This is a genomic window from Dendrosporobacter quercicolus, assembly GCF_900104455.1.
Lineage (GTDB): Bacteria > Bacillota > Negativicutes > DSM-1736 > Dendrosporobacteraceae > Dendrosporobacter > Dendrosporobacter quercicolus.
This window is the reverse complement of the sequence record NZ_FNHB01000009.1, coordinates 1-12,643: the sequence shown is the minus strand read 5'-3', so window position 1 is coordinate 12,643 and position 12,643 is coordinate 1. Positions and strand designations below refer to the sequence as shown.

Here is a 12,643-nt window from a genome sequence, read left to right as displayed (position 1 = left end):
TAAAAGCGCCTTTGCTTTGTAAGCTATTCTGTTGTGTTTTAGTATATTCCTTTCTAGTTATGGTGTCAAATGTTATAATGTCATATATATTATGATATTAATTCATATCATAACTTGATTTTAGGAGCTTAATTTTTATGGGGGGAGAATATGAACAGCAAAGAATTGCACTATGTGGTAACCATAGCGGAAGAACGAAGCATAACCAACGCCGCCAATAAACTGTTTGTGTCTCAGTCAACACTGAGCCATTCTTTGGCCAAACTTGAGGAGCGTCTTGGCATTCCCTTATTTGATCGTTCCACTATTCCTTTAAAGCCGACTCTTGCCGGTGAGCTATTTGTAAACACAGCTAATAAAATATTTCAGTTGGACAGAGAGCTGCAGCAGCAAATTCAGGATGTTGCCAACTTTAAGCATGGTTCTTTTACCATCGGCGTGACCCACCTTGCCGAACGGTCTTATCTGCCATTGGTTTTACCCCGTTTTTACAAAAAGTATCCCGGTATATCAATTATTCTTAAAGTGGCCGGTTTAAATCAACTGGAAACAATGCTGCTTAAAAACATGGTGGATTTCGCCATTATCATCCCCCTTGATAATCCCAGCATTGAATATAAACCTATTTTTACTATGAACGTGCTGATTGCCATGCCGCTAAGCCATCCCCTGGCCAAAAAACATTCGCAAACCGGAAGCAATTATCCCGAAATCGATTTAACAGAGTTAAAAAATGAAGATTTTATCCTTTTGCCACAAGGAAGGAAGCTGCGTGAAACAATTCTTACAGCCTGTAAAGCCGCCGGCTTTTCTCCCAAAATTTCTCTTGAAGTTTCTAACCTGGATACTGCGCATGCGTTAGTTGCTGAAGGATATGGCGTAACATTTATAATGGATATTATTACACGTAATGATCCTAAAAAAGATAAAATTGCCTATTTCAAAATTAAAAACACCCGAATTCAACAAACTTTTTGTTTGGGGTACTTGAAAAAAAAGTATCTGCCAAAAGCCATTGACGAATTTCTTTATCCGCAAGATATACAGGTATGACAAGAAGTTCTTTCATACTGTTCTCCTCCCCCTGAAACCGTCTGCTGCTATCGCTTATTCTCCATTCCAACATTTTTCCAAAGATCAAAGTATATAATGAAACCGCAATGAATCGCAGGAAAAAGGAGGATGGTTGCGATAAGCAAGCTTTTGAAAGTCATTTTGATTTGTCTGGTTGCACTTGGCGGTTCAACAGGCGCTTCGGCGCAGGGCGGCTTTGGACCGCCGGGACTCGGCAATCTTCCGCCCCAGGGTCAGTCAGCTCCGCCGCAGGGTAAGCCGGTCCAGCCGCAGGAGCGCCTAAAGGCGGCGCTGGGAATCTTAGTCATCGATAATGTCATTTCCCGGGACCAGGCAGTCAGGGTATTGGAGTATTTCAATAAACCAGAAGCCGCTTCGCCGGTAAAGAAGGTATTGTCCCTGTTGGTCAGCGACCATGTGATTACCAAGGAGCAAGCCTCAAAAATCAAAAAGGCGCTTGAGCAAAGTGGCTTCCAGGGGCCGCCTGCTAACGGCGGCAGTATAACAACGGCAAGCGCTGTTTATACCCAGAACGGCAAAACTGCGGTAAAGACCGGTCAGACCATCATAGCGGCCAAAGACAACCAATCGGCGGTTAAGGTATCAAACGGGGGCAGCCTGACCTTAAGCAAATCGGCAATAACTACCAGCGGTTCCTCTTCCTCGGATGATGACAGCAACTTTTACGGACTGAACGCCGCGGTGCTGGCTGAGTCCTTCAGTACAATAAAGATCGCCGACAGCACCATTCGTACCAGCGGCAACGGAGCCAATGCCGTCTTTGCCACCGGCTTTGGCTCCGTCATCCATGTGGACAAGGTTAAAATTGAAACAACAGCCGACTCCTCCCGCGGACTGGATGCTACCTTAAAAGGCACGGTAACTGCTGATCATGTTGAAATCAGCACTGCCGGAACCCACAGTGCGGCGATCGCCACCGACCGCGGCAATGGCACAGTCACAGTGACCGGCGGGACAATGCGCACAACCGGCATTGACTCTCCCGGCATCTATTCGACCGGAGACATTACCGTAACCGGTGCTGCGCTTACCGCAACCGGCTCGGAAGCGGCGGTGGTAGAGGGAAAAAACTCGATTACCCTGCAAAACACCACGCTGTCGGGAGCAAAAAAGCGCGGAGTCATGATGTACCAGAGCTTCTCAGGTGACGCCGAGGTGGGCCTTGCCCACTTCACAATGGAAGGCGGTTCACTGACAGCGCACAGCGGCCCGTTATTCTATATTACCAATACTGAAGCAACAATCAGCCTGACCGGAGCCGATTTAACCAGTCAATCAGGAATATTGCTGGAAGCAGGGGCAGGCAACTGGGGTACAGCGGGGCAAAACGGAGCAGGTGTTGAGCTCAGCGGAAACAGGCAGATTCTGAAAGGAAATATTATCTGCGACAACAGCAGTACAGTAAAGGTACTGCTGAACAATCATACTACGCTGAACGGGGCCGTCAATCAGGACAATACCGCCCGGAAAGCGGCGTTAAGCCTGGACAGCAGCAGCAACTGGCAGGTGACCGGTACTTCGTACATCACCAGTCTGAGCAATGAAGATCAAACCCTGTCGAATATTAGGGACAATGGCTTTACCATCTACTATGACGCCAAGGACAGCAGCAACGACTGGCTGGCCGGCCAAACCTATATTCTGCAGGACGGCGGTAAACTGACGCCAATGAACTAAGCGAGCATACCCTTTGTCTTAAGGCCTGGACGAGCAGTTCGTCCAGGCCTTTTGCAAAGAACAAAAAGACCGTCGGCTCTGTAAACAGCCAGGCTGGCGGCGCACATAGTCCGAATGGTTATCTTGTATTGTTCTTTAAAGCAGCGATACCGTTTGGGAACGCTCATTCCACCAATGACCGCCAGTTGATCGATTCCGGGCGCCTTTTCCAAGAGTACTCATCATGGATATTGCGCCGATGAGGGCCAGAATCTCCACAATTTTACTTTCATAATACATAGAGGAAAGTTTTTCTTTGCGCGTTTTTTCATGACCGGTATATCCGGTTGCTGTCCAGCCAATCATGCAGCCGTTCGAACAACAGGCCCGCACCAAACCAGGCCGGCGCATAATCCAGACGAATCAAGCCATGAATATGAAAGACAGCAGCGGAATAATCCCAGGGGGCGGCGCCAATTGCGCTGCGCAGCATCCAGCCGCTGAGATACTCTACAGTAAAGCAGAGCAGCATCCAAACGCCCCCGCGGGCCCCTAGCGGCCAAAGCCTGATTGCATCATGCAACGGCTCAAACAATACCGCCGCCAGCCCATAGATAGGAAACATCCACAAATACGTCTGCGCCGTCAGCCGGATATCTCCGCTCAGCAACGATCCTAATCCCGTCCAGACAATTTCCAGACACCAGCCTATCAATCCGTATATAATCACGCGTCTCATAGGAATAGTGTAAACTGATCAGCCGTATTTATTCACTGTCGAGGATTCCCTTTTGCCGATTTGCCGGCCTGACGCTTTAGCAGCGCCGGGCAGCCGCCCGCGGACAGAGCGACATCCTCGCTTTTGCCGCGGATTGCGATTAGCTGGATGCTTTTAGTTTGTAACCGATATACAGGCACAACAGCCACGCGGGAGCAATATACAAGGAAAAGCGTAAATCAGGCATAAACGCCATAATGGCAACAATTCCGGCTAAAATTAAGAAGCGATTGGGTATAACGGCATCTTAAATACCACCGATGTCATCAAAATAATCATAAAGCCGGCTTAGCACTTGAACTTTGCAGCGAAGGTTCCGCACCAATTAACGGCTGTTGCGCAGCGTTCGTTTCTTCAGCTTCCGCCGGTCCTGGCAATGTTTTTCTCTCGAATGTTTCCGCAGCCACTTCCAATTTTTTCAGTTTTGAAATCCGGAAAAGTTCTATGTTCCTGACGCTGGCGGCAGAAGTCTGTCAGATCCCAGCATTAAATGTTAGTTCTTCCGGTTCCGCCAGCCGTGTGCTCTTACGGCCTCCCTCGTTCACATAATCTACTGTTAAGCAGGACTTTATTGCCGATGGGACAGGGGTAGCAGCCAATGCAATTGACTATGTCATGCTATTCAACATTTTTGCATCATATTGACCCAAATCAAATACTGACTGAAGCATATCGCATTCTGAGAGCTGGTGGCCGGGCAGGCCTTATCCATTGGACCTATGATCCCAAGACGCCGCGGGGACCTGGCATGGACATCCGCCCGAAACCGGAAGAAATGATAAACTGGGCATTACAGGCAGGTTTCCAGCTGGAAAAAGAAGAAGTAATTGATTTGCCGCCTTATCATTACGGCTTTGTGGCGTATAAGCGTTAAATAGTTCAATTACAGCCAATAGCAAGTGGGAAAAACTACACCACCAAGGCGATTTGAAAAGTCAACTTTATCCCTACACATGCGCTTGGATTCGTCGTGTGCTCAATTCCCGAACCCAGCAGCCATCGTAACTGACATACAGAAAGGCGTTCCCATCGTATGTAAGACGCCTGCCTCCCCATTGACAGTAAAGACTAGAGGAATAGGCTCCATCGTTTGCTGCGTCAAGTCGCACACAATCAGCACCCGCCCTGCCGGCAGGGATTTTTCCCCGGACACAAATACCAAGGTTCCTTGCCTTAGCCGAATAGGCGGCTCGATGGACGGCACGTTTGCGTATGATTTAACAAACGCTGCCAGTGATAAAGGAGGATAAAAATGGCTAATTTATTTCCTGAACTGATTACCAACCTTCCTAAAGCAGATTTACCCTTTGCAAATTATCAAGCATACATTTCTCAAGGGGAAAAGCATCAAATTATTTTCATGCAATTTGATGAAGATATAGACATTCCTGAACATTCTCATGAAAGTCAATGGGGAGTAGTACTCGAAGGTAAGATAGAGTTAATTATCGATGGTGTGAAAAACACTTATACCAAAGGAGATAGTTACTCTATTGGGAAAGGTATTAATCATTCCGGTAAAATATTTGCCGGTTATGCCGATATAACTTTTTTTAATCAAAAAGACCGATATAGCACAAAATAATCAGGATGCCTTTGTTCCGAACGCTTGCATATCTTGTGCCGATGGGTATAATAAAAAAAGACTGACATGTTGGTAGCACGCCAGCCCCCACAGGCTGTCTAACCGGAAAATGTTAGGCCAATTCGTGCGTTATTAAGACTAACGCCGCTTTTGAAATGAACCCCTTTTATTAGACAAAAACCTGTCTGATAAAAGGGGTTTTTCTATGCTTAAAAAGATGTACAGTACGGAATTAAAATTAGAGATTGTTCAAAATATCTACAAGGACAACTCTTTCCTTAATGAATATAAGCAACTAACTGCTATGGTTCAGTTCTTCCGTGTAGGATTTCAGAAAACTTAGCGGCTGTGCCCGGTAAAGTCTTCTGGGTTCCCAGTGTACTAAGTTGTGTATTTAAAGAAAAAAAGCAATGGATAGATTGCCGTCACTGCCAGAATAGACGATAATTCAGGTAAAACTGGACTTCCCGGTCCACTAATGCCAAGCAATCATTTTTCATTGCAGAGTAAACGCTCCAGACTGGCCACAGCACTCCCCAGCTTCGCAATGTCTACACCCACAGGATATCCAGCGGCCAGGAAAAAATCGCCTTATGGGCTCAATACATCGTTTCCGGCTCCCCCAATCGACCATGAAACACCACTTCATTGACCGTTTAGAAAACGCCGTTTCCGCTGCGTTGTTGTGCGGTTGTTATAGTACAGTAACGACTGGGTGCTGGTGAACTTTACGTCTTATGCTCCGTTTGGGGAGCCGCCCACCGGACGCTTAGTTAGTAAATGCAATCCGGGCAACTCGGCAAGTGTCTTCGGACAGAAAACATTCTGTCGTGTCTGAGACTGCCACCATCGCCTCACCAACTCGTCCCACATACCCTATGCACCTCCCGCTCATCGTCAGCGGTTCCCCGCCGCCGTCACTCAAAAAGAGCGCGGGAGTAAACTTCCTATTACGCAATCATTCCGGCGCGGTACACCGTGTCACCCATAGGGGCGCGGCGAGAACGGAGCAAGCGCAGCCTTGACCGGTGTTATACCATGAAAAGACCGCAGCGGGACATTCTAACATAACTATTCCTATTCTATTTTCCCCTTGACTTTTTTAGTGAACCTTCATATATTATACGTATGAGTATGTATTCATATGTATAATATAACAAGTAAAAGGGGCCTGCTTATGCTGTCTATAGAAGTACCAAGACGCTTGTGCGCGCAATCCTGTGAACACCGGGACGTTGTCGCCGCCGCCAAAAAAGAAGCGCTCCCCGACACCGGAAGCGCTGCAAGTCGCCCAGATTTTCAAACTGCTGGCGGATGCAACCAGGGTAAAAATAGGGAAAACTGGCTTGGTATTTCCTGGATGACAGCCATGTAAACTCGTTACTGGTTCAGACGATTGCCCATATCCAACACAGATAGGAGTGAAAGCAAATGGCCTTTAAAAAACTATCAGGAAATAAGCCACCCAAGAAAACAGCCTGCCAGAGTGGCTGTTGTTCACCAGCGTCCGAACCATCCATCGATCCGAAACCGGCAGCGACGCTCGACTGCTGCCCGCCGCCAAGCCCGGCGGTCGCTACTGAACCGGGTTGCAGTTGTTGTTCAGAAGAGCCACCAGTCCGGCCGGTGGCTGAGCCTGAGCCGGCTTGCGAGTGTTGCACCGGTGCGGATGCAGTCTCCACCACCCCGGCGCTTGCGGCCTGCGACTGCTGCACTGACACGGTTCATCCGGTAGGCGCACAAACAACACCGTCTAAGGCTAGCACTCTGACCAGCACTTTTACGGTGGACGGCCTGGACTGCGCCGACTGTGCCGCCAAACTGGAAAAGGGGATCAATAAACTAACCGGCGTCATGGAGGCCAACGTTAATTTTGCCACCGCCAAGCTGAAAGTCATCTATGATCAAGTTGCGCTCCAGCCGGCTCAAATTGAAAAAGCGGTCAGTAGCTTTGGCTATCAGGCGGCCCTCATACCTGCAGCCGGCGATCCGGCCAGCCCCCAGCAATCGGTCTTTCAGATTGCCGGCCTGGATTGCGGCGACTGCGCCGCTAAGCTGGAAAAACGCGTTGCCGCCCTAGCGGGCGTAGTGTCAGCCAAAGTGAATTTTGCCGCCGGCAAAATGACGATCGAGCATACCACCCCGGTTGCCGACATTCTGCAGGCAGTTAAACAAGCCGGCTATCAAGCCGAACGCCTTCCGGCCGGCCCGCGCCGGCCGGAAGCCAAAGCGGCGTGGTGGGCCAACCGGCGAACCCAGGCAACGCTGGTTTCCGGCGTCATCCTGGGTCTGGCCACAGTGCTGGAGTGGTTGAGCTACGGCGATACCGTACTCATTCCTCTGTATGTAGCCGCCGCCGTGATCGGTGGCTATAACGCGGCAAAAAGCGGGCTGTACGGCCTGCGCTCGCTTACTTTTGATATGAACTTCCTCATGACCGTGGCCGTGATTGGCGCGGCGGCCATTGGCGAGTGGAGTGAAGGCGCCACCGTTGCCTTTTTATTCTCCTTCGGCAATACTCTGCAGACCTATACCATGGATAAAACCCGTCAATCCATCCGGGCCTTGATGGAATTAGCCCCGCCCGAGGCCCTGGTGCGGCGGGACGGCGTGGAAGAGAAGCTACCGGTGGAAGAAATCGTGATTGGCGATATTATAATCGTCAAGCCGGGCGAACGGATTGCCATGGATGGCATCGTGAACAGCGGTCTGTCGGCCGTCAACCAGGCCACTATTACCGGCGAATCGCTGCCGGTGGAAAAGGCGACCGGAGATACGGTATATGCCGGAACGGTCAACGAGCACGGCGCTTTGGAAATCGAGGTCACCCAGATTGCCGCCAATTCGACTTTGGCCAAAATCATGCATTTGGTGGAAGAAGCCCAGGCCCAGAAAGCGCCGTCCCAGCAGTTTGTCGATATCTTCGCCAAGTACTATACCCCGGCTGTCTTACTTGTTGCCGCCGGCATTATGGTCCTGCCTTGGCTGCTGTTTCATCAGCCGTTTACGCCCTGGTTCTATAAAGGGCTTGTGCTGCTGGTTATCTCCTGCCCGTGCGCCCTGGTCATCTCTACACCGGTGTCCATTGTATCGGCTATCGGCAACTCCTCCCGCAACGGCGTACTCATCAAAGGCGGCGCTTATTTGGAACAAATGGGCGGCGTTCAGGCCATTGCCTTTGACAAGACCGGCACTCTGACCCATGGCCGCCCGGTAGTCACCGAGATAGTGCCGCTGGCTGAAAAAAATCAACAAGAGCTGTTGTCCCTGGCCGCTGCGGTGGAGAAGTGGTCCGAGCATCCGCTGGCTGTAGCCATTGTGGAAAAAGCAAAGCCGCTTCCCCTGCAGACGGCCACCAAATTCAAGGCTCTAGTGGGGCGCGGTGCGCAGGCTGATGTAAACGGGCAAACGGTCTTTGTCGGCAATCGCCGGTTGTTTGAAGAACTGGGCCTGAGCCTGAAGCAAACGCAAGCTGCCATGGTTCAGTTAGAGGAGCAGGGAAAAACGGTCATGCTGATTGGCTCTGCCCAGACCCTCTGGGGCTTGATCGCGGTGGCGGATACCCTGCGCGACAACAGCAAAGACGCCATTCGCAAATTGCGGCAGGCCGGGATGAAACACATTGCCATGCTGACCGGGGACAACAGTCGGGTAGCCTCTTCCATCGCCAAAACCCTTACTCTCGATGCCTATTACAGTGATTTATTGCCCCAGGACAAAGTGGCTACCGTGCAAAGGCTGACCCAAGAGTACGGCACGGTTGTCATGGTCGGGGACGGCGTCAATGACGCCCCGGCGCTGGCCGCCGCCAATGTCGGCGTGGCTATGGGCGTAGCCGGTTCGGATACGGCCCTGGAGACGGCCGATATCGCTTTGATGGCCGATGATCTGGGCAAGCTGGCCTATGTCATCAACCTGAGCCGCAAGACGGTTGCCGTCATTAAGCAAAACATCGGTTTCTCCGTATTAATTAAAATACTCTTTGTTATATTGACCTTTTTCGGTTATGTCGATTTGTGGCTGGCCGTTCTGGCCGACATGGGGTCCTCCATTCTAGTCACGCTAAACGGCATGCGGCTTATGCAAAGAATACACTAAATCGGGGATATTAATGCGTAAATACAAAAAGGACTGACGTTCCCCCTCGTCAGTTCTTTTTTATTCTCAGTTTCCGGTAAGACCAGCATTCGGTGCGGCTAAAAGACCGTCTCCGTTCGGTCAGCCATTCTCACTGCGTCGGATATGCTCCATGCCATTCTGCAGCAGAACGGCGATATGATCATCATTGAGTGAATACCAGGCCAGCTTCCCTTCTTTACGATACTTTACTAAATGAGCGCCACGCAATAACCTCAGTTGTTGCGAGACGGCCGACTGCGCCATCTGCAGCACCGCTGCGATATCACATACGCATAGCTCTCGTTTGGATAGCGCCTGCAGTATTTTAAATCGGGTCATATCACCCAGTAGCCGGAACATCTCCGTTATTTGCCGCATTTCCCCTTCCGGTAGCATATCACTTTTGACCAGACAGACAGTCTGGGGATGTTCACACAATTGTTCACACATATCAGCTTCACAGGAATGTTTTTTCATCACACACCACCTGATGTTATAGTTAAATCAAATATAGCGGTTCTGATCTTTGCTGTCAAGATTGCCTCTCAGGCCCGCAGACTAGCAATTGAAATTACCCAAATAAATAGACTAATGAAAAAAGCCACCGGCATCACCGGCAGCCTCCCTGTAAAAACTCTACGACCGTACCCAACGCCATCAACCCGCCGATCAGCACGACCAGCCAGAACACCGACAGCAACAGGCTGTGGCCGGCGCAGTAGCGGACACTGTAACGGTCGTCCCGGCCCAGGGCGTGCCAGTAGCAAACCCACAGCGCGGCCTCCACTTGCCACCGCCTGGCCAGATAGTCCCGCATACCCCGCACCTGCCGCCCCAAACGGCGAAGCTCTAATCCGGGATGAAGCCGTAACAGGTCACCCGTGCCTGGTAGTATTTCAGGGCAGCCCGCGTCAGCTCTACCCGTATCCATTCCGAACCGTCCGGGCTGGTGACCAGCCGGCCGCAGAGAACCCTGCTGCTTTGCAGCTTCTTCCAGACCTGCTCAACAGTCAGCATCGTTACCGCCTACCGTTCCCCGGCGGGCATGGCGACGGCAGCGGGCAGGTCTTAATGAACAGGCTGCCCTCGTTTTCTTTCACTTCGATTTTAGCGCCGGGTAAAAAGCCAAGCTCCTGCAGCCATTTGCCCTGCAAGCGGATTAATGGCCGGGTCGCGCCGTTCTGATAGGTATAGTAGATGGTGAGGATGCGGGTACTCTTTCCCATAATCGTCATAATATTTTTCCCCCTGTGCCAGCCAGCGCCGGACCGGGCCCCCGGCCAACAGGGGGCCCGATTGCCGGCAACATGGCGGTGATGGGGGAAATTAAAAAGCGCATGCAAGGGTTTATCCCTACACATGCGCTTGGCTTCGTCGTGTGCTCCATTCCCGTACTCGGCAGCCGTCGCTAACCGGCTACAACAGAAAGGCGTTCCCATCGTATGTAAGACGCCTGCCTCTCCGTTGACAGTAAGAGTAACGAGGAATAGGCTCAATCGTCTGCTGCGTCAGTCGCACACAATCAGCATCCGCCCTGCCAACGGGGATTTTTTCCTGAATGCTTGCATATTCTTGGGCCGATGGGTATAATATAAGAAAAGGACTGACGTGCTCGACACACGCCAGCCCCCACAGGCTGTCTAACCGGGAAACGGTTAGCCCAGATTGAGATTATTTAGAAATAACCGCATCTTTGGCAGGGGCGGTTATTTCTGTTTTATGATGAGCACAACAAGTGTTGCGAATGCGACCATTAAGTACATTGCCTCAAATGCTGACACATCCACCACCCCCTTTCTTCAAAGGGTGTGGCCAACCGTTCTCCCCCGACAGCCTGTTACGCTAATTATAGCATATTTTTCCAGCAGAAAAGAGCATGGATTGCATATTTTGCAATCCATGGGTATAGTAAAAATAGGATTGACGTGCTCGACACACACCAGTCCTGCAGGCTGTTTAACCGGAACGGTTAGCCAAAATCGTTAGTGTTAAGAAATATCCGTATTGAGCAGGGCGGTTATTTCTTTTTGGTCGTGACCAATACCATGAGCGTGGCAAATGCAACCGCAAATGTCAATGCCAACCATAGGCACCATCCCTTTTTAACAAGGGTGTCGCTAACCGTCCCGTGCGCAGCCTATATAATACCATCCAGCTTGAATGAAATAAGGACATTTGATTTTCTTATTTGCATATTTTGCAATCAATGGGTATAATATAAGAAAAGGACTGACGTGTTGCAAGCACGCCAGCCCCACAGGCTGTCTAACCGGAAAACGGTTAGCCCGTATGTTACAGACTATTAAGAAATAGCCGCACACCTTGGGGAGGGGCGGTTATTTCTTTTTGGTCGTGACCAGTACCATGAGAGTGGCAAATGCAATTGCAAATGTCAATGCTTCATAGATACTCATCCTACCACCCCCTTCCTAAACAGGAAGGGGCTAACCGTCCCCCGAACAGCCTGTACCGTCAGTATAGCATATCTTGCCAAATGTGAGAAAAAAATTTTACTATATACCGACTTCATCAACTGCCAGCAGGTCGTGCACGGAGGACAGCGGTATTGCAAGCCAACGCTGCCGGTGGGGATTTTTTCCTGATGCTTGCATATTTTTGTGCCGATGGGTATAATATAAGAAAAGGACTGACGTGTTGCAAGCACGCCAGCCCCACAGGCTGTCTAACCGGAAAACGGTTAGCCCAAAACTGCGTTATTTAAGAAATAACCGCCGCTTTTGAGCAGGGGCGGTTATTTCTTTTTGGTTATGACTAATACCATAAGCGTGGCAAATGCAATCGCAAATGTCAATGCTTCGTAAGTCGTCATCATACCACCCCCTTCCTAAAAAGGAAGGGGCTAACCGTCCCCCGAGCAGCCTGTACCGTCAGTATAGCATATTTTGCCAAAACTGAGAAAGAAAAAAATTTTGGCTATGCGTGCCGCCTCCACTGGATGAGGGCGGCCTTTTTTATTTCCCGCCGCGCAGTTCGCGGCTCCCTTGCTGCCGGCAGGCCCGTCGCACGGAACACGGCGGCGCGGGTTTGGCCGCCGTGGCCGGTGCGCTTTCCTTACCGACGCCAGGGAGCAGGACCGGCTTACGCTGGGCGGCCGCGCGCCTTTGGCGGCAGCACAGGGTAAGCCGCTATGGGCAGACAGCGTGGCAGCGCCGGCTTTCCCCCTCCCGTTTGTTCGCCGGGAGGGGGTCAGGGGGGTGGGCCCGTCCCAGCGGAGCCGGGCCGTCTGCCGCCGCCGCCGTCTTGCTGCCTCTTAGCTGAGTGAAGGGCCCTGCCGCGGCCGCGTACCCCCCAATTTGTTCGGCCGCTCCTTAGCGGGGGGTTTGGGGGGTAGTCCTTCCCGCAGGGCGCCCGCAGTCCTCCCTTCCCCCCGGATTTCAATCGCGGCCCAC

General features: G+C 51.0%; 11 protein-coding genes. 5 read left to right on the top strand and 6 right to left on the bottom strand.

All coding sequences use genetic code 11. From position 1 onward, the window contains the following. Window positions 1–150 precede the first annotated feature (150 nt). On the top strand, window positions 151–1,053 hold the full coding sequence (locus BLR06_RS14810; RefSeq protein WP_092074382.1) for a LysR family transcriptional regulator: 903 nt from the start codon (window positions 151–153) through the stop codon (window positions 1,051–1,053). A 129-nt stretch (window positions 1,054–1,182) separates the two neighbouring features. Beyond that, window positions 1,183–2,772, top strand: coding sequence for a hypothetical protein (locus tag BLR06_RS14805; protein WP_092074381.1), 1,590 nt, complete (start codon window positions 1,183–1,185; stop codon window positions 2,770–2,772). Between the two features lie 307 nt (window positions 2,773–3,079). Here BLR06_RS14805 and BLR06_RS14795 read toward each other — a convergent pair whose 3' ends face one another. Further along, window positions 3,080–3,481, bottom strand: coding sequence for a putative ABC transporter permease (locus tag BLR06_RS14795; RefSeq protein ID WP_245698167.1), 402 nt, complete (start codon window positions 3,479–3,481; stop codon window positions 3,080–3,082). Between the two features lie 646 nt (window positions 3,482–4,127). On the opposite strand from BLR06_RS14795, the gene BLR06_RS14790 reads away from it, so the two are divergent. The 3 genes from BLR06_RS14790 (at window position 4,128) to BLR06_RS14775 (ending at window position 9,212) form a co-directional block, all read left to right on the top strand. Continuing rightward, window positions 4,128–4,403: a class I SAM-dependent methyltransferase gene (locus BLR06_RS14790; protein ID WP_092074378.1), complete on the top strand. Its 276-nt coding sequence runs from the start codon at window positions 4,128–4,130 to the stop codon at window positions 4,401–4,403. Between the two features lie 378 nt (window positions 4,404–4,781). Then, a complete protein-coding gene (locus BLR06_RS14785; RefSeq protein ID WP_092074377.1) occupies window positions 4,782–5,114 on the top strand; it encodes a cupin domain-containing protein in 333 nt (110 codons plus the stop codon). 1,431 nt (window positions 5,115–6,545) lie between these two features. Next, entirely contained in the window at window positions 6,546–9,212 is a 2,667-nt protein-coding gene (locus BLR06_RS14775; protein WP_092074375.1) for a heavy metal translocating P-type ATPase, read from the top strand. Between the two features lie 120 nt (window positions 9,213–9,332). On the opposite strand, the gene BLR06_RS14770 is transcribed toward BLR06_RS14775, so the two are convergent. From BLR06_RS14770 to BLR06_RS20390, 5 genes are all read right to left on the bottom strand, one after another. Next, entirely contained in the window at window positions 9,333–9,710 is a 378-nt protein-coding gene (locus BLR06_RS14770; protein WP_092074374.1) for an ArsR/SmtB family transcription factor, read from the bottom strand. Between the two features lie 133 nt (window positions 9,711–9,843). Then, window positions 9,844–10,059 carry a hypothetical protein gene (locus tag BLR06_RS19275; RefSeq protein ID WP_173813074.1) on the bottom strand — a complete coding sequence of 72 codons (216 nt, stop codon included), beginning with the start codon at window positions 10,057–10,059 and terminating at the stop codon, window positions 9,844–9,846. A gap of 23 nt (window positions 10,060–10,082) precedes the next feature. Further along, window positions 10,083–10,250 (bottom strand): hypothetical protein, encoded by a 168-nt coding sequence (locus BLR06_RS19595; RefSeq protein ID WP_173813076.1) that lies wholly within the window; start codon window positions 10,248–10,250, stop codon window positions 10,083–10,085. A 2-nt stretch (window positions 10,251–10,252) separates the two neighbouring features. Then, window positions 10,253–10,468, bottom strand: a complete 216-nt coding sequence (locus BLR06_RS14760; RefSeq protein WP_092074372.1) for a SymE family type I addiction module toxin — start codon at window positions 10,466–10,468, stop codon at window positions 10,253–10,255. Between the two features lie 471 nt (window positions 10,469–10,939). Further along, entirely contained in the window at window positions 10,940–10,987 is a 48-nt protein-coding gene (locus tag BLR06_RS20390) for a hypothetical protein (protein ID WP_376742013.1), read from the bottom strand. Window positions 10,988–12,643: the final 1,656 nt, after the last annotated feature.